Annotated in this window: 18 protein-coding genes and 1 riboswitch; of the genes, 15 read left to right on the plus strand and 3 right to left on the minus strand. The window is 60.7% G+C overall.

The features are described from left to right. Nucleotides 1–23: 23 nt before the first annotated feature. The 11 genes from Q1A71_RS14570 (at nt 24) to Q1A71_RS14620 (ending at nt 10,586) form a co-directional block, all read left to right on the plus strand. Complete coding sequence (locus Q1A71_RS14570; RefSeq protein ID WP_299677565.1) at nt 24–1,067, plus strand: ABC transporter ATP-binding protein; 1,044 nt, start codon at nt 24–26, stop codon at nt 1,065–1,067. 9 nt (nt 1,068–1,076) lie between these two features. Beyond that, nucleotides 1,077–2,354: a hypothetical protein gene (locus tag Q1A71_RS14575; protein WP_299677568.1), complete on the plus strand. Its 1,278-nt coding sequence runs from the start codon at nt 1,077–1,079 to the stop codon at nt 2,352–2,354. Beyond that, nucleotides 2,351–3,037, plus strand: a complete 687-nt coding sequence (locus tag Q1A71_RS14580) for a D-lyxose/D-mannose family sugar isomerase (protein ID WP_299677571.1) — start codon at nt 2,351–2,353, stop codon at nt 3,035–3,037. Before Q1A71_RS14575 ends, Q1A71_RS14580 begins: the two co-directional genes overlap by 4 nt. A gap of 172 nt (nt 3,038–3,209) precedes the next feature. After that, entirely contained in the window at nt 3,210–5,165 is a 1,956-nt protein-coding gene (locus Q1A71_RS14585) for a bifunctional 2',3'-cyclic-nucleotide 2'-phosphodiesterase/3'-nucleotidase (RefSeq protein ID WP_299677574.1), read from the plus strand. 124 nt (nt 5,166–5,289) lie between these two features. Further along, nucleotides 5,290–5,772 (plus strand): DUF1993 family protein, encoded by a 483-nt coding sequence (locus tag Q1A71_RS14590; RefSeq protein ID WP_299677577.1) that lies wholly within the window; start codon nt 5,290–5,292, stop codon nt 5,770–5,772. Between the two features lie 162 nt (nt 5,773–5,934). Further along, nucleotides 5,935–6,040: riboswitch (guanidine-I (ykkC/yxkD leader) on the plus strand. A gap of 79 nt (nt 6,041–6,119) precedes the next feature. Continuing rightward, complete coding sequence (locus Q1A71_RS14595; protein ID WP_299677580.1) at nt 6,120–7,166, plus strand: putative urea ABC transporter substrate-binding protein; 1,047 nt, start codon at nt 6,120–6,122, stop codon at nt 7,164–7,166. Nucleotides 7,167–7,205: 39 nt separating this feature from the next. After that, nucleotides 7,206–8,018, plus strand: a complete 813-nt coding sequence (locus Q1A71_RS14600) for an ABC transporter permease (protein ID WP_299677583.1) — start codon at nt 7,206–7,208, stop codon at nt 8,016–8,018. Next, entirely contained in the window at nt 8,015–8,785 is a 771-nt protein-coding gene (locus Q1A71_RS14605; RefSeq protein WP_299677586.1) for an ABC transporter ATP-binding protein, read from the plus strand. Before Q1A71_RS14600 ends, Q1A71_RS14605 begins: the two co-directional genes overlap by 4 nt. Next, nucleotides 8,763–10,007 (plus strand): agmatinase family protein, encoded by a 1,245-nt coding sequence (locus Q1A71_RS14610; RefSeq protein WP_299677589.1) that lies wholly within the window; start codon nt 8,763–8,765, stop codon nt 10,005–10,007. Before Q1A71_RS14605 ends, Q1A71_RS14610 begins: the two co-directional genes overlap by 23 nt. Next, on the plus strand, nt 9,997–10,428 hold the full coding sequence (locus Q1A71_RS14615; protein ID WP_299677592.1) for a hypothetical protein: 432 nt from the start codon (nt 9,997–9,999) through the stop codon (nt 10,426–10,428). The genes Q1A71_RS14610 and Q1A71_RS14615 overlap by 11 nt, the downstream gene beginning before the upstream one ends. After that, the gene (locus Q1A71_RS14620) at nt 10,425–10,586 is read left to right on the plus strand and encodes a hypothetical protein (protein ID WP_299677595.1); all 162 of its coding nucleotides are present in this window, start codon (nt 10,425–10,427) and stop codon (nt 10,584–10,586) included. Before Q1A71_RS14615 ends, Q1A71_RS14620 begins: the two co-directional genes overlap by 4 nt. 47 nt (nt 10,587–10,633) lie before the next feature. On the opposite strand, the gene Q1A71_RS14625 is transcribed toward Q1A71_RS14620, so the two are convergent. Further along, on the minus strand, nt 10,634–12,490 hold the full coding sequence (locus Q1A71_RS14625; protein ID WP_299677598.1) for an SLC13 family permease: 1,857 nt from the start codon (nt 12,488–12,490) through the stop codon (nt 10,634–10,636). A gap of 231 nt (nt 12,491–12,721) precedes the next feature. Here Q1A71_RS14625 and Q1A71_RS14630 point away from each other — a divergent pair, with 231 nt between their 5' ends. The 4 genes from Q1A71_RS14630 to Q1A71_RS14645 all read left to right on the plus strand — a co-directional run bounded on the left by Q1A71_RS14630 (nt 12,722) and on the right by Q1A71_RS14645 (nt 16,762). After that, nucleotides 12,722–13,576, plus strand: a complete 855-nt coding sequence (locus Q1A71_RS14630) for a universal stress protein (RefSeq protein WP_299677601.1) — start codon at nt 12,722–12,724, stop codon at nt 13,574–13,576. A gap of 81 nt (nt 13,577–13,657) precedes the next feature. Further along, nucleotides 13,658–14,674, plus strand: a complete 1,017-nt coding sequence (locus Q1A71_RS14635; protein ID WP_299677604.1) for a tripartite tricarboxylate transporter substrate binding protein — start codon at nt 13,658–13,660, stop codon at nt 14,672–14,674. A gap of 40 nt (nt 14,675–14,714) precedes the next feature. Then, complete coding sequence (locus Q1A71_RS14640) at nt 14,715–15,218, plus strand: tripartite tricarboxylate transporter TctB family protein (protein ID WP_299677607.1); 504 nt, start codon at nt 14,715–14,717, stop codon at nt 15,216–15,218. A gap of 38 nt (nt 15,219–15,256) precedes the next feature. Beyond that, entirely contained in the window at nt 15,257–16,762 is a 1,506-nt protein-coding gene (locus Q1A71_RS14645; protein WP_299677610.1) for a tripartite tricarboxylate transporter permease, read from the plus strand. 10 nt (nt 16,763–16,772) lie between these two features. Here Q1A71_RS14645 and Q1A71_RS14650 read toward each other — a convergent pair whose 3' ends face one another. Both Q1A71_RS14650 and Q1A71_RS14655 read right to left on the minus strand, forming a co-directional pair. Beyond that, the gene (locus tag Q1A71_RS14650) at nt 16,773–17,750 is read right to left on the minus strand and encodes a 2-dehydropantoate 2-reductase (protein ID WP_299677612.1); all 978 of its coding nucleotides are present in this window, start codon (nt 17,748–17,750) and stop codon (nt 16,773–16,775) included. Continuing rightward, complete coding sequence (locus tag Q1A71_RS14655; RefSeq protein ID WP_366140266.1) at nt 17,747–19,291, minus strand: acyl--CoA ligase; 1,545 nt, start codon at nt 19,289–19,291, stop codon at nt 17,747–17,749. The genes Q1A71_RS14650 and Q1A71_RS14655 overlap by 4 nt, the downstream gene beginning before the upstream one ends. Nucleotides 19,292–19,293 lie beyond the last annotated feature (2 nt).

Below are 19,293 nucleotides of genomic sequence, written 5' to 3' on the forward strand. Positions count from 1 at the left end.
CGACCAGAAAAGGAACCAGAGATATGGCTCAAATCGAAATCAAGAACGTCGCAAAGACCTTTGGCGCGTATCAGGCGCTACATGACATCAACCTGACCATCGAGGATCAGGAGTTCATGGTACTGCTGGGCGCCTCGGGCTGTGGGAAATCCACCTTACTGCGTATCATCGCAGGGCTGGAGACCGCCACAACCGGCGAGGTCTGGATCGGCGGGCGGCGGATCGACAATCTGTCGCCCAAGGATAGGGGCATTTCCATGGTGTTCCAGAACTACGCTGTCTTCCCGCATTTGACCGTGTTCGAGAACATCGGCTTTGGGCTGCGGATGCAGAAGCTGCCAAATGACGAGGTCACCCGCCGGGTGGAACGGACCGCGGAGCTGATGCACATTGAGCAACTGCTCAAGCGTTATTCCGGAGAGCTTTCGGGTGGGCAACGCCAGCGGGTCGCTGTGGCGCGGGCGCTGGCGATGGAGCCGGACGTGATCCTGATGGATGAGCCGCTCTCGAACCTGGACGCCCTTCTGCGGATGGAGATGCGGGCGGAATTGAAAGGCGTGTTGGCAGAGAGCAAAACCACTGCGATCTATGTGACCCATGACCAGGTGGAGGCCATGAGCATGGCCGACCGGATCAGCGTCATGCACGAGGGCAAAATTGTGCAGGCGGCCTCGCCCATCGAGGTCTATCGCAACCCCTCTGCCGAATTCGTCGCAGGCTTCATCGGCAACCCGCCCATGAATTTCCTGCCCGCCAAGCCTGCCGACAGCGGCAAGTGGACTGTCGCGGGTCAGATGATGGACGGCCCCGGCGGCGGCTCTGCATCTTTGAAATTCGCGATCCGGCCCGAGGATCTGCGCGTTGCCGATGATGGCTTCAAGGCGGTGGCCAAAGTGGTCGAGCCCTTGGGCGCACATCTTTTGGTGACCTGTGAGGTCGATGGCCAGCTTTTCCGCGCGGTGCTCGACAGTGACTTCAAGGTCAAGCCGGGCGAAATCCTGAGCCTGACACCGCAACCCGACCGGGTCCGCTGGTTCGACCCGCAGACCACACTGGCCGTTGCGTAAGGAGACATCATGACAGAGGACCTGATCAAGCAGGCCAAAGCGATCCTGCGGCGCAACGACAGGGGGAGCTATACCGTACCGACCCACGGGCTCTACCCGTTTCAATGGAACTGGGACAGTTGCCTGAGTGCGCTGGGGTTCTCGCATTTCGACGAAGAGCGGGCGTGGACGGAGATTGACACGCTTTTCGCCAATCAATGGCCCGACGGGATGGTCCCGCACATCGTTTTCCACGAGGAGGATGACGGCTACTTTCCGGGGCCGGATGTCTGGCGCACCGGGCGGCCCGTGCCCACTTCAGGCATCACGCAGCCGGCCGTGGCCGGGTTCGCGGTGCGTCGCCTGGTGGATCGGGCGCGCGACCGCGAGTTGGCGGCTACGCGGGCGCGGGCCCTGCTGCCGCGGATCCACGCCTGGCATGAGTGGTTTTATCGCTGCCGCGACCCGCAGGGCACCGGGCTGGTGGCGATCATCCACCCATGGGAGTCGGGCCGCGACAACTCCGTTGATTGGGATGATGTCTTCGACCGCGTGCCGACCGACGGCGTCGAGCCTTTCAACCGCCGCGATACGCAGCATGCCAATCCCTCTCATCGTCCGACACAAGCGCAATATGAGCGTTACATCTGGCTGGTGCAGCGTTTCCGAAGCCTGGGCTGGGACAACACCAAGCTGCACGATGCCTCGCCCTTCCAGGTCGTCGACCCCGGTTTCAATGCCATTCTGATCCGGTCGTCCAGCGATCTGGCAGATCTGGCGGAGCAGCTTGATGTGCCGGAGATCGCTGCACAGTCGCGCGGCCATGCCGCGCGTGGCGTTGCTGCGATGGAGACGCTGTGGAGCGACGGGATTGGGCAATACCTCTGTCAGGACCGGACAACGGGAACCTTGATCAAGAGCCCTTCGATTGCTGGTCTTCTGGCGGGTTTTGCACCGATACCCGCGCCACGTGCCAAAGCGATTGCTGAACGTCTCACGACGCTGGGGGGACAGGTGGATCACCTTGTGCCCAGCCACGATCCCGGCGCGCGGGAATTCGATAGCTTGCGTTACTGGCGGGGGCCGGTCTGGCTGATCGTGAATTACATGATTGCGGATGGGCTGATGCGCAGCGGTGAGGCGGCGATCGCTCAGCGGATCATCAACGACAGCTTGCGCCTGATTGAACGCAGCGGCTTTGCCGAGTATTACGACCCGCACACGGCGGAACCCTGCGGTGGCGACCAGTTCACCTGGACAGCAGCCATCGTGATCGAATTGCTCAGTCAGGAACTTACCCCCGCATGAAACGCTCGCGCATCAATGGCATCATGGCCGAGGCGGATGAGATGATCCGCTCCTTCGGCTTTGTGCTGCCGCCGTTTGCCTACTGGACGCCTGATGAGTTTAAAGGGCGTCGCGACAAGGCTGCTGCGGTGATCGACGCGCGTTGTGGCTGGGATATCACTGACTATGGTGCCGGGCGATATGATGAGATGGGGCTCTTTCTTTTCACTCTCCGTAACGGGCGGCTGGCCGACCTGCAGCGCGGCGGCGGCATGTGTTATGCGGAAAAACTACTGATCTCGAAACAGGATCAACTCAGCCCTATGCACACCCATGTGATCAAGGCCGAGGACATCATCAACCGAGGCGGGGCGACACTGGTCATCGAGCTCTATGGCTCCGATGACGACGGACAGTTTGCCGAAGATCGCGGTGGCACCGTTTGGTGTGACGGGTTGCGGCGCGATTTTGCGCCGGGTGAGAAGCTGAAACTGGCGCCGGGCGAGAGTGTCACGCTGATGCCCGGCGACTGGCATGCCTTCTGGGGCGAAGGCGGCGATGTGCTGATCGGCGAGGTCTCGACCGTGAACGATGATGAGACCGACAACATCTTCCGCGAGCCCATCGGGCGCTTTGCAGAGATAGAAGAGGATGTCGCCCCGACACATCTGCTGGTGAGCGATTACAGAGGCTGGCTGATGTAGTCCACAGAACCTGCGTCACTTCTACAGCGCATCCGCGTCCTTAAAAAGGATGGGACAGGCAAAGCACCGCCGATGCCAGGCCATGCTCGCAAAACGGGAGGCTGGCGTGGCCTTGCAGGCCGGGTACACTCACCGGCGAGTCAGCTCCGACCCATGAACCAAAGGACCCGCCATGTCGATGTCTCTCAACCGCCGCGGTTTTCTTGCAAGCACCGCAGGCTTCATTGCGCTGCACCCGTTCTCGGCCAACGCCACCACCAATCAGGCGCATCTGCGTATCATGGAAACGACCGACCTGCATGTGCATGTGTTTCCCTACGACTACTATAGTGACAAGCCGGTCGACACGGTTGGGCTGGCGCGGACGGCGTCGCTCATCCAGAGCATTCGCGATGAGGCCTCGAACGCGCTGTTGATCGACAATGGCGACTTCCTGCAAGGCAATCCGATGGGCGACTACATCGCCTATGAGCGCGGGATGAAGGAAGGCGACATGCACCCCGTCATCCAGGCGATGAACTCTCTGGGCTTCGATGCGTCAACGCTGGGCAATCACGAGTTCAACTATGGGCTGGACTTCCTGATGAAGGCACTGGCACGCGCAGATTTCCCGGTGGTCAGCGCGAATGTGGCGCTGGAGCTTGGCAGCGATCCGACCAAGGACAAAACGCTCATACCGCCCTATGTGATCTTGGATCACGCCGTCACGGATGGTGCCGGGGCGGAGCACCCTATCAAGGTCGGCCTGATCGGTTTCGTACCGCCACAGATCATGACGTGGGATCGCCGCCATCTGGAAGGCAAAGTGCAGGCGCGCGACATTCTGGAGACCGCGCAGGCCTACCTGCCGCAGATGAAGGAAGAGGGGGCGGATATCATCGTTGCGCTTTCGCATTCCGGGATCGGGTCACCCAACGCGACAGAGGGCATGGAAAACGCTGCGGTACCGCTGGCCGGGCTCGACGGTGTCGACGCCATTCTGACCGGGCACAGTCACCTCGTCTTCCCGTCGTCAGAATATGATGGTTTTTCGGGCGTGGATGTGGGGGCCGGGACCGTCATGGGTACCCCTGCTACCATGGGCGGCTTCTGGGGTAGCCATATGGGGCTGATCGACCTGCTCATCGAAAAGGAGGGTGGCGAATGGCGCGTGGTCTCAGCCGCCTCCGAGGCACGGCCGATCTCGAAGCGCAACGAAGACCGCAGCGTGACCGCGCTGGTCGACAGCGACCCGAAGGTGCTCGCCTCCGTCCAGACCGAGCATGACGCGACCCTGGCCTATGTGCGCCGCGCGGTGGGCAAAACGGATGCGCCGTTGCACAGCTATTTCGCGCTGGTGGCAGACGATCCGTCCGTGCAGATCGTCTCCATCGCACAGATGTGGTATATCGAACAGATGCTGAAGGGGACCAAGCACGAAGGCCTGCCCCTCCTCTCGGCGGCGGCTCCCTTCAAGGCCGGTGGCCGCGGCGGGCCAGAGTATTTCACGGATGTGCCCGCGGGGGACGTGGCGATCAAGAATGTCGCGGATCTTTATCTCTATCCCAATACCGCGCGGGCCGTCCGGGTCACGGGGCAGCAGGTGAAAGACTGGCTGGAACGATCCGCCGGTATTTTCAACCGAGTTGAGCCGGGCGCACAGGACGCGCCGCTGATCAACACATCTTTCCCGAGCTACAATTTCGACATAATCGACGGAGTGTCTTACCAGATCGACCTGTCGCAACCTTCGAAATACGATACCAAAGGCGAAGTGTTGGATGCGTCCGCCAATCGTATCGTGAACCTGACCTACAATGGCCAGCCGCTGGACATGAAAGCGGAGTTCATCGTTGCCACCAACAACTATCGCGCGGGAGGAGGCGGGAACTTCCCCGGAGCGACGCCCGAGACGGTCATCTTCGAAGGGCCGGACACCAACCGCGATGTAATCGTGCGCTACATCGTCGAGAAGGGCACCATCAGCCCAAGGGCGGATGGCAACTGGTCCTTCACATCGATGGAGGACACCACCGTATTGTTCGACACCGGACCCGCCGCGAAGGCCTATCTGAACCAGGTGAATGCGCAGATTGAGGCCGCTGGCGACGGGCCAGATGGCTTCGCACGGTTCCGCATCTCACTTTAATCGAGCTGGAACGGGCGTCGGGTGCATCAATTGCGTGACGCGACATCCGTTTCGACCAGTTGTCCGGGAGAGCGGGCCGTGAGAGAAAGGTGTCTCTGCCCGATGGCTGGACAAAAGACCTGAGATGCAAACGAGTTTCGCCGCGCCTGCGTTGCGCACGCTTCAGCATTACCTGGACCGCTGCGCGCATCTGCTGCACTGCATCGGACGCGCGCCGAACCCTGCAAACTTGCTGAGCACGCAACTTGCCGCCGACAGCTTTGACACGGGCACCCATCTGGCCATCGCGATCCAGTTCGCGGCCCGTGCGGCGGGACCACCCGCGGGTATGGGCGTGCCAGAGATCCCGAAGGAGACGAATGTACCCCGCCTGCTGCAATACCAGCAGGATGTTGCGGTTCTGATTGGCCGGATCGCACCGGACCAATTGCGCTATGTTGTGTCACATACGGCCGGTGAGGCCACGCTCTCTCAGGAGCCGGACGATTATGTGATCCGCTTTGCTTTGCCGAATATGATTTTCCATATGTCGATGGCCTATGCTGCGCTTCGGCTCAACGGGCTTGCTTTGGGCAAGGCGGATTTCGACGGGCTGCACAAATACTGAGCGGTTGGACAGCGAGCAAAACTGCCGCGCGAACCTTGAAAAGGTGGCAAAGCTTTGCACGCCACCGGGCATACTGCACGATCTTTAGGCAGTTACTTAGAACATTGGTCGCCGAACCACTGTTTTTGTTGGCACTGGCCGGAAAGGCCGACTTTGATAGTCGTGCAGGATATCTAGGGTTCCGCTTCACTATGAAGGCTTGGTCCGAGAGATATCGCTGTCCGGCGAAAGACCGGGCAGTACACGGCGGGGCAAAATCCCGGGAGGCTACTGCGCTGGTTTGACCCGCGCTCCGCTCATGCCCTCCACGCGGTCAATCCATTCGACACAAACAATGGGGACCGAAGATGAAGAAACTTGTATCACTCACCGCAGCCGCGCTGTGCCTGGCCACCTCCGGGATGGCGCAGGAAAAGACCGATTTCAAGGTCGCCTGGTCGATCTACGTGGGCTGGATGCCGTGGGGCTATCTCGAAGAGAGCGGCATCATGGACAAATGGGCCGACAAATACGGCATCGACGTCGAGATCGTGCAGATCAACGACTACATCGAGTCGATCAACCAATACACGGCTGGCCAGTTTGACGGCGTGTCCGCCACCAATATGGACACCCTGTCGATCCCGTCGGGCGGCGGTGTGGACACCACCGCGCTGATCGTGGGCGACTATTCCAACGGCAATGACGCGGTGATCATCAAGGGCGAAGGCGATCTGGCCAGCCTCGTGGACAAGCCCGTCAATCTGGTGGAGCTTTCGGTCTCGCACTACTTGCTCGCCCGCGGGCTCGACAGCGCGGGGCTTTCCGAGGCAGATTTGGGCGGCGTGATCAACACCTCGGACGCGGATATGATCGCGGCCTTCGCCACCGATGACGTGCAGGCAGTGGTGACCTGGAACCCGCTGGTCTCCTCGATCCTCGAAGACCCGTCCGCCAACAAGCTCTTTGACAGCTCGGACATCCCCGGCGAGATCATCGACCTGATGGTGGTGAACACCGAAACGCTGGCGGCGAATCCCGACTTCGGCAAGGCGATGGTGGGCGCGTGGTATGAGGTCATGGGGCTCATGGCCGCCGGTGACGAAGAGGTGCTGACCGCGATGGCCGAGGCCTCGGGCACCGATCTCGCAGGCTACAAAGCCCAGCTCGCCTCGACCGAGATGTTCTATGACCCCGCCGAGGCAGTGGCCTTCACCTCCAGCGCAGAGCTGCCAAAGACGATGGTCAGCGTGGCCGAGTTCCTCTTTGACAAGGGCATCCTGGGCGAAGGCGCGCCCTCGGCGGATTTCGTGGGCGTGGCCTATCCCGATGGAAGCACCACGGGCGACGAGAACAACGTGATGTTCCGGTTTGATACGACCTACATGCAAATGGCCGCCGACGGCGCGCTCTGAAGGACAGGGCCCGGGCCTTCGGGGCCGGGCTGCCCCCCCATGCGGATCATCAATATCAAACCGGGCCGGCCGCTTGCGGTGTTTCTGATGCTCCTGCCCTTCGTAGCGGTCTTTGTGGCCTATGCCATCGGGTCCGAGATCCGCTTGGCCGAGAACCCGTCTGACAAGCTGCTGCCCGCCCCCGGCACGATCTGGGATACCGCATGGCGTTTGATCACGGAAGCAGACCGGCGCAGCGGGCGAATCCTCTTCTGGCATGACACCGGCGCAAGCCTGATGCGTCTGGGCCTCGGCATAACCATTTCCGCGCTCACGGCGCTGGTGTTTGCCCTGCTGATCGGGCTCTTGCCGCTGGCGCGCAGCTTTCTGGCGCAGTTCGTCGCGGTCCTGTCTATGATCCCGCCGCTGGCGCTGTTGCCCATCCTCTTCATCGTCTTCGGTCTGGGAGAGACCTCAAAGGTGGTGCTGATCGTCGTGGGCACCCTGCCCTGTCTGATCCGCGATCTCGGCCAGCGGGTTGTGGAGCTGCCCCAGGAGCTGCGCGTGAAGGCGCAGACGCTGGGCGCGTCGAGCTGGGTGCTGGCGCTGCGGGTCGCCCTGCCGCAGCTGATGCCACGGCTCATCCAGGCGGTGCGCTTGCAGATCGGGCCGGCCTGGCTGTTCCTGATCGCGGCAGAGGCCATCGCCTCGGATCTTGGCCTCGGCTATCGCATCTTTCTCGTGCGCCGCTATCTGGCGATGGATGTGATCCTCACTTACGTGATCTGGATCACGATCCTTGCCTTTCTGATCGACTGGTCGTTCCGCTGGGTCTCGCGCCGGGTCTTCCCCTGGGCGGAGGACAGCCTGTGAGCTTCGTCACCGTCCGCAACGTCTTTCAGAGCTACGGGCCGAGACCGATCATCGAACGGGTGAATTTCGAGGCCGAAGAAGGCGCGTTCGTCTCGATCGTCGGCGCCTCGGGCTGCGGCAAATCCACCTTTCTACGGTTGCTGCTGGCGCAGGAGCAGCCGACGCGGGGCGACATCCGGGTTGCCGGAGCCGACCCCGCCCGCGAGCCGGGTCTCGACCGCGGCATCGTCTTCCAGCGCTATTCGGTCTTTCCGCATATGACCGTGCGCGAGAACATCGTGGCCGGTGAAAGCTTTCGCCGCCCGTGGGGCCGGTTTTTCGGGGCGGACCGCAAGGCGGCCCTGGCCCGCGCCGATGACACATTGGCGCGCATCGGTCTGGATCACGTGGCCGATCAGTATCCCGCGACGCTGTCGGGCGGCATGCAGCAGCGGCTCGCCATCGGGCAGGCGCTGGTGGCCAAGCCCCGCGTACTGCTACTCGACGAGCCCTTCGGCGCGCTGGACCCCGGCACGCGGCTGTCGATGCATGATTTCCTGCAAGACCTGCGCGCCGAGACCGGCATGACCGTCTTCATGGTCACCCATGATCTGGAAGAAGCCTTCAAGCTGGGCGACCGGGTGCTGGTCTTCGACAAACCGCGCTGGGACCCGCACGACCCCAACCGCTACGGGGCCACCATCACTTACGATTTCGATGCCCGCGATGGCGGCATCCCCTTTCAAACACTCAAGGAGGACACCCATGTTTTGCAGGCCAACGGATAGGAGCCGGTCGCACCACCCGCGCGATCAGCGCCACGCAGACCGACGCGCCCACCACCCTGACCTGACCAAACTGCGCGGCTGGAAGGCGATGCAGGCCGAAGGCGATCTGCCCGAAACCGGCTGGGAGCAGGAGAAGAAATGGGCGCTGCGCATGGGGCTCACGGGGGCCGACAGCATTGAGGACAAGTCGATCCCGACCTTTGCGCGCGGCGAGCTGCCGCATTACGCTGGGATCAACACCTTCCTCAAAGCGCCCTACGCCGAGGATGTGACCGAGGTGAAGGATTATGACGCGACCGTGCTCGGCATCCCCTTCGACGGCGGCACCACCTACCGGGCGGGCACGCGATTCGGCCCGCAGGGGGTGCGCAAGATCTCGGCCCTCTACACGCCTTACAACTACGAGATGGGGATCGATCTGCGCGAGCAGATGACGCTCTGCGATGCGGGGGATGTGTTCACGATCCCCGCCAATATCGAAAAGACATTCGACCAGATCAGCCGGGCGGTGAGCCATGTGGCCTCCTCCGGCTCGCTGCCGATCATGATCGGCGGGGATCATTCCATCGGCTTTCCCTGCGTGCGCGGCATCGCGGAGTGTACGTCGAAAAAGATCGGGATCGTGCATTTCGACCGCCACGCCGACATCCAGGAGAAAGACCTCGACGAGCGGATGCATACGACACCGTGGTTCCATTCCACGCTGCTGCCCAACGTGCCCGCGAAGAACCTCGTCCAGGTGGGCATCGGCGGCTGGCAGGTCCCGCGCGAGGCGGTGAAAGTCGCCCGCGAGCGCGAGACCAACATCATCACCATGGGCGACATGGAGAAGATGGGCGTCGACAAGACCGCCGAGATGGCGCTGGAGATGGCCTGGGACGGGGTCGACATGGTCTATATGTCCTTCGACATCGACAGCATCGACTGCGGCTTTGTCCCCGGCACCGGCTGGCCCGAACCGGGCGGGTTCCTGCCGCGCGAAGCGCTGGCGCTGGCCTCCAAGGTGGCTGCCGAAGGCATCTGCGGGATGGAGCTGGTCGAGGTCGCACCCCCGTACGACCAGTCGGAAATCACGGCCCTCATGGGCACGCGGGTGATCGTCGATGTGCTGGGCTCGCTGGTGGCGGCGGGCAAGATGGGCGCGCACAAGCGGCACATCGACAAGCCGGTCAAGATCCCCCATGGCGCGTTCACGGGAAAGCGGTGGTCCAATGCCACATGACATTGTAAACGGCCACATCGGCCACAACCACGACCACCCCGATCACCTGCACAGCCACATGCACGAGGCCGATGGCGCGGCGGAATTACAGGTCCTGACCGAGCAATTCATCGACGGCTTCATCGCCGCCAAGGACAAGATGTCATACCTGCGCATCGCAGGTGTGCCCTTGGAAATCGACGCGCCCGGCGGCGGGCCGTCGATGAAACTGGTCGATGTGAAGCTCAGCACCGAATGGCAGGTGGGCACAGCCTCGCCGTCTTTTGGCTCGCGCGAGCTCAGCTACCTGCCCTATCCCGGCGAGATGGTGACCGAGCGCACCAACATGGGCCTCATCTACGTCTCGATTGACGCCAAACAGGTCACGGACCTGCGCACGTTTTTGCAAACCCACCCCGCTTCTGGAAAGGACGCCATATGAAGTATTTCACACCCCTGCCCGCCCTGCTGGCCGCCACCCCGGCCTTGGCGCACCACGAAGCCGAGATCGCCGCGACCTCGCCCACAGCTTTGATGACCGGGCTGGCCGTGATTGCATTGGCCGGGCTCGTGGCGTTCAGACAGCGGCGCACGCGCTGATCACACCCTGCGCCAGCCCCTGTCACCGGGGGTTGGCGCCCAAGCGCTCAGAACACCACGTTCATCATGAGCAGCGAGACGATCAGAAACAGGACCGTCATCACGCCACCGCTCTTCATGAAATCGGTCACCTTGTAGCCTGCGGGCCCCATGATCAGGGCGTTCACCTGATGGGTGGGGATCAGGAAGGAATTCGACGTGGAGATCGCGACGGTCAGCGCAAATATCGCCGGATCGCCGCCCGCCGCAATGGCAATCGACACCGCCAGCGGCACCAAAAGCACGGTCGCCCCCACATTCGACATGATCAGCGTGAACGCCGTGGCGAGCACCGCCACACCGGCCTGCAACGACCACAGCGGCCAGCCGTCGAGCAGGGCCAGGATCTGCTGGGCAATCCACTCTGCTGTGCCAGTGGTCTGCACCGCCTGACCCAGCGGGATGAGACTGGCCAACAGGAACACCGTGCTCCAGCTGACTGCCGCATAGGCATCATCAATATCCAGAACGCCCGTCAGGATCATGCCCACGGCCCCCGTCAGCAGGCAGAGCGACAAGCGCAGGTCCGTGAAGAGGATCAGCGAGATGGAAATGACAAAGAACACCAGCGCCCAACCCACCTTGGTCGGGCGCAATTCTTCTTGCGGGAAATCCGTGGTCACCACCACAAAATCGCGGTCACGTGTCAGCCGGGTCAGTGCTTCCCAGGTGCTGTGAATGACCAGCGTGTCGCCCGCGTGAAAGGGCACCTCGCCCACCGCCGTGGGCGCGTGCTCTTCCGTCTCGACATAGCTCATGGTCTCTTCGTCACGGTGGATGGCCAGCAGGCTGGCCCCATAGGTTTTGCGAAACACCAGATCATGCGCACACTTGCCGATGACCGAAGAGCCGGGCGGCACAACCATTTCCGCCACGCCGGATTTGGTCGGCGCATAGTCCTCGGCAAAAACATCAAGTTGCGGGTGCAGAACAAATCCGCCCTCCGCAACCATCTGATCGATGACCTTCCTGCGACCAAGGATCGCCAGCCTGCAGGGCGCGGTGATCTGGGTCTGAATGACGGGGGCGAACCAGCGCTTGCCCCGATAGGCGCTGCCGATAATGTAAACGTGGTAGCGCTGCATCACGTCATCGAACGTCTCGCCAACGCAGGGATGTCCCTCGGGCACCGATATCTCAAAAATATCGGTCTTCAGCCCATAAATGCTCTTCAGATAATCTTTCAAGGATGTGCCGCTCGTTGCCTCGCCCTCCTTGCGACCCGCGGGCAGCACCCAACGCCCGAAGACAACGAAGTAGAGGATCCCTGTGACCACAAGCGAAAGCCCAACGGGCGTCACCGAGAACAGACCGAAAGGCGCCATCTGCTGAGCCTCGGGAAGTGTTTCATTCGCACTCAACAGCAAGTCATTGAGCAAAATCAGCGGCGAGGAGCCCACCATCGTCATGGTGCCGCCCAAGATCGCACAAAATCCCATCGGCATGAGCAGGCGGCTGAGCGGCAGTTCGGTGCGCACCGATATCCGGCTGACCACCGGAAGGAAAAGCGCCGCTGCACCCACGTTCTGCATGAAAGACGAGATCACCCCGACAGTGCCCGAGATGATAGGAATCATCCGGGTTTCGGTCTTTCCGCCATGTTTGAGAATAATGGAGGCAACTTTGCTCATCAGCCCGGTCTTGTCGAGGCCAGCGCCAATGATCATCACTGCAATAATGGACACCACAGCATTCGACGCGAGGCCGTCAAAAAGCTGACTCACGTCTGCCAAAGAGCTCAAAGCTGGGATCTGACTGAGCAAGCCCAACAGAACCATGACCATGATCGCAGCAAGATCAATTCGGACGATTTCTGAGACGAAAAGGAAAACGGTGAAGGCCAGCAGTCCGAGTACTACCGACATTTCCAAAGTCAGGCCAATGGGTTCCAATAGTTCTACCCCTTTGCCTTTTGTTACCACTCACTGAGCCTTTTGCGCAATAAACTGTCGGCGCCAGTGTATTTTCTGATTTCTGGTCTATGTTGTGCGCCGCAAAGGTCACCAGAGGTCTGACTGCGTACGCTTGCGTATGCTCGTGTCAGGCTTTTCTCTTGACCGCCGCAGGGATAGTGACCGCAGTGGAGGGCAGCGCCGATGTTGAGCAAGATACTCGTTCCCGTGAGGGGCGATGGTTTGGTGGAAACGGTCCTTGGGCATGCAGCGGCACTTGCGCGGCGACACCATGCCCATGTCGTCGTCGCCCACTGCCGCACACGCGCTGAAGACCTGATGCCCTATGGCGTGCCGTTGCCGGCCTTTGCCCGCAAAACCATGTTGACACAGGCGCAGGAACTGGCGGACCAACAGGAGAGAGAACTCAGGGAAGAGTTACATTCTCTGGCTGAGAAACTGCAGCTGAACGAAACACCCGCCTCCCCGGAAAACAAGACGACAGTCGAGTTTGTGGAAGAGAGCGGACGCATGGCGGATGTCATCAAGCACAATGGTCGGCTCGCGGATCTGATCGTCGTGGCCAAGCCGGACCGCGACAGAAACGTCGGGACGAACTCGCTCAAATCCGGCTTGTTCCAGACCGGGAGGCCGGTTTTGATGTGCCCAACCGGAAAACATGTCCCAGACGCATTTGGGGAGCGGATCGCTGTGGCCTGGAATGGCTCATTGGAGGCGTCCCGTACCGTTGCGCTGACACTTGATCTTGTGGGGGCAGCCGGCTCCGTCGTGATCCTTGCGGGGGGCAAGGGCGAGCCACACGGGGCGACGGCGGAAGAACTGGTGGACTACTACAAACTGCGTGGGATCTCCGCCGAGATTCACAGGTTCGAGGCCGAGAGCCCCGGTGCGGCATTGCTCAGAAAAGCCCATGAAACAAAGGCCGGACTGCTGGTGATGGGTGCCTATAGTACAAGCCATGAACGCGAAACGCTCTTGGGTGGAAATACACAAGCGGTTGTGGATGCTGCGGACATTCCCGTTGTGCTGGCACACTGATTTCAGTGTCGAAATAAAATAATAGTTGAAATCGGGTTTACGCAAGATAGTTACCGGTTCAACAGTGGCGCGGACGGGCTCATGGCTGATTTGGCATGGCCTACTTTCAGTATTGGAGGGACTGATATGAAGCTTACAAAACGTCATCTACTGGGGACCATTGCAGCCAGTTTGTTGGTGGCCACACCCGGGATTGCATTTGCCGATGGGTGGCAACCGAGAAAGCCGATTGACTTCACGATCATGGCTGGGCCCGGTGGCGGAGCCGATCAGATTGCGCGTTTCATTCAGTCTGTCGCCGAGAAAAAGGATCTGACCAACAGACCTCTCGTACCCAATAACAAGGGCGGCGGTTCAGGTGCTGAAGCTTTGATCCATGTGAGCGGGACCAATGACCCCGATCATACGATTTTGGTCACACTGAATTCATTCTTCACGACCCCCTTGCGGCAGGCTAACCTCGGCATCGACATTCAGACCTTCACGCCGATTGCCATGATGGGCGTCGACCCCTTTGTGCTTTGGGTGCACAAGGATTCGGGCATGACGACGTTTGAGGAGTACGTCGAGCAGGTCCGATCCATGAACGGCGAGTTCGTGATGGGCGGGACCGGTCAGGGACAGGAAGATTCCATCGTGATCGCCTATATGTCGGATGCTTATGATCTGGACATCAAATATATCCCCTATAGCGGCGGTGGGGCGGTGGCTAAGGATCTTGCAGGCAAGCAGATTATGGCGACCGTAAACAACCCGGCCGAGGCGAAAGGATTTTATGAGGCGGGAGATTTCGTGCCGCTCCTGGCCTTCTCGGACGAGCGTATGCCGGCCTATCCGGACGTCCCGACCATCAAGGAAAAAGGTCATGATTTCTCCTACTACAACCAGCGGGCGGTTGTCGGAGCGCCAGGTATGTCTGATGAGGCCGCCGCCTATTATCAGGACGTCTTCACCCAAATCTTTGAAAGTGAAGATTGGCAGGGATACCTGACCTCCGAAAGCCTGTCACCGCTGTGGATGGATGCAGCGCAGCAACAGGAATACTGGGGGCTGCAAGTGGAGAACCACAAGAAGTTGCTTGCTGCCCTCGGCGAGTAAAGACGCCGTCCTTGAGAGCTGAACGGAAGATGAGGGCCAGATGCGCAACGGTGAGATCGTAACCGCGGGCGTTCTGGCCCTTTTTTCCCTGTACCTGATGTGGAAGAGCACCGAACTGCCGGTCGGCTACATCGCCGGGCAGGGTCCGGGAGGTGGTGCTTGGCCGTTCTGGTTGTCCGCTATCATGCTGCTGTGCTGCGGAATGATCGCGTTCAATTGGTGGCGCGGGACCAGCCCACCGTCGCAATCCTCAGAGCCTGTCTTGGACGCCTACGGGTGGAAGATGCTGATCATGGTCGGCGGCGGCATCGTCGGCTTTGTTGCGTTGGTCAACATCATTTCGATGTACGGAGCGATCGCCGTTTTCCTGTTGTACTACGTCAAGTATCTCGGACGGCATGGCTGGGGTCTCAGTCTTTCTTTGGCGCTGATCACGCCCCTGGTTTTTTTCTTTTTCTTCGAAGGTGCCATGCGGATCACAATGCCAACGGGCATGCCCTTCACGGACCCCGTCTTTAACGTTCTCTACGAGATCATCTACTGATCACCGCTGCGCCCTGCGGTTAAGGAGCCTTTCTGACTATGGAGATCCTAGCTCTTCTTGCTGATGGCATGCTGCTCGCATTGCAGCCGCTCAACCTGACCATGATTGTGATCGGGGTCAGTGTCGGCCTGCTGATCGGCGCCATGCCTGGGTTGGGATCGGTCAACGGTGTGGCGATCCTGCTTCCCGTCACGTTTCTGGTCCCCCCCGGCTCGGCGATCATCTTTCTTGCGGCAATCTACTATGGTGCGATGTACGGCGGGGCGATTTCATCTGTCACGTTAGGCATACCTGGCGCTTCGACGGCGGTTGCCACGACCTTCGACGGACGGCCCTTGGCGCGCCAAGGGCGTGCAAGTCTGGCCTTGGTGACAGCTGCCTTGGCGTCCTTCGTCGGTGGAACGATTGCGAACATGCTGTTCACGCTTTTCGCACCCGCGCTGGCATCCGTGGCACTGTCTTTCGGGCCACCCGAAGTTTTTGCGCTGATGCTCCTGGCTTTTGCCACGTTTGTGGGCTTGGGAGGCGATGACATTCCCAAGACCATCTTTTCGATTTGCTTTGGGCTGGTGCTCGGCTCGGTTGGCTTCGACCAGATATCTGGCGCACCACGGCTAATTCTGTTCGAGATGAATGGTTTTCTGCAGGGGATCGGATTCCTCGTCCTGGCGATCGGCGTGTATGGCATCGGTGAGATGCTTTGGACCATTGAGCAATCACGCGGCGAGGTCAGCAAGACCACACCCAAAATGACCTTGAAAGGCATGGCCTCAGACGCAAAAGAAGCAACCAAGAAGGGATGGAAGGGAACATTCGTCGGATCCTTTCTCGGCTTCTTCGTTGGCGTTTTGCCTGCCGCAGGGGCCACGCCCGGCTCGCTGATGTCCTACGGCGTGGCCAAGATGATCTCCCGCAAACCAGAGACATTTGGACAGGGCAACCCGGACGGCGTTGCCGCGCCCGAGGCGGCCAACAACTCCGCCTCCACCGGCTCGATGTTGCCGATGCTTACCTTGGGCATCCCGGGCTCGCCGACCACGGCGATCCTGCTAGGTGGCATGGTGATTTGGGGGCTTGTTCCCGGACCACGGCTGTTTGTCGACGAGACTGAATTCGTCTGGGGTCTGATCGGCTCGTTTTACGTGTCCAATGCGGCGGCAGTTCTGATCAACCTGGCCTTTATCCCACTCTTCATCTGGATGTTGCGCATGCCGTTTACAGTGCTGGCGCCCATGATCTTCGTGCTGTCCATCGTCGGGGGATATGCGGCAACGCGCGATATGTTCGACATCTGGCTGATGGTGATCTTCGGCTTGGGCGCGTTCTTCCTGCGGAAGTTCGACTACCCGCTTGCCCCCGCGGTGCTGGCGATCGTACTGGGACCGATCGCGGAGCCGACACTACGCCAGTCGCTTTTGTTGTCGTCGGGAGATCCCTCAATTTTCTTCACCCGACCCATCGCCGGACCGATCACCGTGATCGCCCTGATCTTGATCTTTATGCCAGCGTTCAAAATGCTCCGCCGAAAGCGGCAACCAGCCTGAAACAGCGCGCTCAGTTGTAGAGGCCCGCGACACGCCCGCGGAGTTGAATCAGCGACAGCACTGTGTCGATGGTTGGCGTCGGTGTGTCCGTCACGCGGCCCAACTCCTGAACGGATCCCACCAGCGCGTCGATCTCCATCGGTCGCCCGGCATCCAGATCCTGCAGCATCGACGTCCGATGCGCGCCCACATCCGCACCGCCCTGAATGCGGCGGTCCACGTCGATGGGAAATTTCACGCCAAGCTTCTCGGCGATCTGTTGCGCTTCGACCATCATGTTGCGCGCAACACCTCTGGTTCCAGGATCTGTGCAGAGCACGTCCAGTGTCGCATGGGTGAGAGCCGAAATGGGATTAAACGACAGGTTGCCCCAGAGCTTGACCCAGATCTCATCCCGCAGCTTGGGACGTACGGGGGCTTTGAGGCCCGCTGCACTCAGCGCTTTGGAGAGGGCCAGCGCACGGTCGGATTTGGTTCCATCGGGCTCGCCCAATGAAAAGCGATTGCCTTCGATGTGCTTGACCACGCCGGGTTCACTCACCTCGGCCGCCGGGTAGACCACGCAGCCCAGTACGCGGTCCGGACCGAAGCCATTCCATTGCACATCACCCGGATCAACGGTCGCCAGACGCGTCCCCTCCAGGTCACCACCGATCTTGTGGAAATACCACCAGGGCACACCGTTCACGCCAGACACAATCGTCGTATCCGGGCCGATCAGGGGTTTCATTTTGTCGACGACAGGCGGCACGGAGTGCGCTTTTAGGGTGACAATCACATAGTCCTGAGGGCCAAGGTCGTTCGGGTCTTCCGATACGGTTACGGGCATAGTGCTTTGTACGTTTTCCTCTATCAGCGTGAGGCCATTGGCCTGCATAGCTGCGAGGTGAGGGCCCCGGGCCACGAGGCTGACATCGGCCCCTGCCTGTGCAAGTTTGGCGCCCATGTAACCGCCGATGGCGCCGGCTCCAAAGATGCAGATCTTCATGACGCCGCTTCTTCGACCAAACCGAGTTTTTCAGCGAGCCCGATACGCTGGAGCTTGCCGGTCGCTCCCTTCGGGATTTCGTCGAGAATGATCACCTTGCGCGGCACCTTGAAGTCGGCCAGACGTTCAGAAGCAAAATCGCGGATGTCGCGTTCCCCAATCTCCATGCCTTCCCGGAGCACAATCGCTGCTGCGACTTCCTCTCCGAGCTTCGCGTGCGGCACGGCAAATGTCAGCGCTTGAGCCACGCCGGGGTGCGCGGAAAGCACATCGTCGACTTCCAACGGGCTGACCTTCTCACCGCCACGGTTGATGATCTCTTTCAACCGACCGGTGAGAGCAAGATAGCCATCGGCGTCGAAAGCGCCTTGATCGCCCGTGCGGAACCAACGCTTTCCCTCGGCTTCAAAAAACGCGCTCGCGTTGGCAGACGGGTTACTTTCATAGCCGGGAGTGACATTCGGACCGGAAATCACAACCTCACCGACTGCGTCAGCATCGAGCAGCTCCGGATTGCTCTCATGGGCGATGCGCACTTCAGGACCCGCCGGCAGCCCGACAGCACCGGGCTTCTGGACGCCCGGCGGCAACGGGTTGGAGCACATCTGGTGCGCAGCTTCGGTCATGCCATACCCCTCGATCACCGGCGCGCCGAAAGTCTCTGCAAGCTGTGTCATCACCGGTCCCGGCAGGGATGCCGAAGACGACCGCAAGAAGCGCAGGCGTGCGTTTTCGATCACCTCGGCGTTGCGACCCGCGCGGGAAAGGATTGCCTGATGCATGGTGGGAACCGCTGTGTACCACGTTGGATCGGCATCACGGACCCATCCGAAGAACTTCAATGCATCGAAACCCGGCGCGCACCAGACCTGTCCGCCCGCGGCAAATGTCGCCGACACGGCCGCGACGAGCCCGTGGATGTGAAAGAGCGGCATGACGTTGAGGCATCTGTCATCAGGCGTCAGGTTCAGCGACGTCGCAATGTTCCGCGCAGAGGCCGCAATGTTAGATTGCAGCAGTGGCACGATTTTGGGGCGCGAGGTCGTGCCCGATGTGTGCAGGATCAAAGCAACATCTGAGACCGACGGCTTGGATTGCGCGCCTGCTTCAACGGTCTCTTCGGCGCGGAGCACGAAGCTTCCTGCGGGGGTTGCCTCGTCCCATCCGAGGCGCAAGATCGCAATGCCGAGCTTGCTCGCTGCGGCAAAGGCCGGACCTTCATCGCCTGCAAGCAGAACCAGAGCTTTGGCCTGCAGATCCTCGAGATAGAACGCGAACTCATCTTCCCGATAGGCGGGGTTCAGTGGCGCCGTGACGGCTGTTTGTGCGATGGTGAAGAATGCCGACGCCATTTCGGGGCCGTTCGGCAAGACGATCGCGACCCTGTCTCCCACGCCTATGCCGACATCTCCAAGGGCTTGGCCAACTGTGTCAGACAGAGATCGCAGATCACCATAAGTCAGCCAATCCCGGCCAGGAGCTCCCAGCGCAAGCGCGGTCGGCGGATGATCAGAGATGAGATCATTAAGAGTTTCCGGCACGA

Source organism: uncultured Roseobacter sp. (assembly GCF_947493125.1).
GTDB lineage: Bacteria > Pseudomonadota > Alphaproteobacteria > Rhodobacterales > Rhodobacteraceae > Roseobacter.

Coding starts and splice junctions, on each gene's coding strand:
- Q1A71_RS14570 (WP_299677565.1), top strand. CDS start 24: ATGGCTCAAATCGAAATCAAGAACGTCGCAAAGACCTTTGGCGCGTAT.
- Q1A71_RS14575 (WP_299677568.1), top strand. CDS start 1,077: ATGACAGAGGACCTGATCAAGCAGGCCAAAGCGATCCTGCGGCGCAAC.
- Q1A71_RS14580 (WP_299677571.1), top strand. CDS start 2,351: ATGAAACGCTCGCGCATCAATGGCATCATGGCCGAGGCGGATGAGATG.
- Q1A71_RS14585 (WP_299677574.1), top strand. CDS start 3,210: ATGTCGATGTCTCTCAACCGCCGCGGTTTTCTTGCAAGCACCGCAGGC.
- Q1A71_RS14590 (WP_299677577.1), top strand. CDS start 5,290: ATGCAAACGAGTTTCGCCGCGCCTGCGTTGCGCACGCTTCAGCATTAC.
- Q1A71_RS14595 (WP_299677580.1), top strand. CDS start 6,120: ATGAAGAAACTTGTATCACTCACCGCAGCCGCGCTGTGCCTGGCCACC.
- Q1A71_RS14600 (WP_299677583.1), top strand. CDS start 7,206: ATGCGGATCATCAATATCAAACCGGGCCGGCCGCTTGCGGTGTTTCTG.
- Q1A71_RS14610 (WP_299677589.1), top strand. CDS start 8,763: ATGTTTTGCAGGCCAACGGATAGGAGCCGGTCGCACCACCCGCGCGAT.
- Q1A71_RS14615 (WP_299677592.1), top strand. CDS start 9,997: ATGCCACATGACATTGTAAACGGCCACATCGGCCACAACCACGACCAC.
- Q1A71_RS14620 (WP_299677595.1), top strand. CDS start 10,425: ATGAAGTATTTCACACCCCTGCCCGCCCTGCTGGCCGCCACCCCGGCC.
- Q1A71_RS14625 (WP_299677598.1), bottom strand. CDS start 12,490: ATGTCGGTAGTACTCGGACTGCTGGCCTTCACCGTTTTCCTTTTCGTC.
- Q1A71_RS14630 (WP_299677601.1), top strand. CDS start 12,722: ATGTTGAGCAAGATACTCGTTCCCGTGAGGGGCGATGGTTTGGTGGAA.
- Q1A71_RS14635 (WP_299677604.1), top strand. CDS start 13,658: ATGGCTGATTTGGCATGGCCTACTTTCAGTATTGGAGGGACTGATATG.
- Q1A71_RS14640 (WP_299677607.1), top strand. CDS start 14,715: ATGCGCAACGGTGAGATCGTAACCGCGGGCGTTCTGGCCCTTTTTTCC.
- Q1A71_RS14645 (WP_299677610.1), top strand. CDS start 15,257: ATGGAGATCCTAGCTCTTCTTGCTGATGGCATGCTGCTCGCATTGCAG.
- Q1A71_RS14650 (WP_299677612.1), bottom strand. CDS start 17,750: ATGAAGATCTGCATCTTTGGAGCCGGCGCCATCGGCGGTTACATGGGC.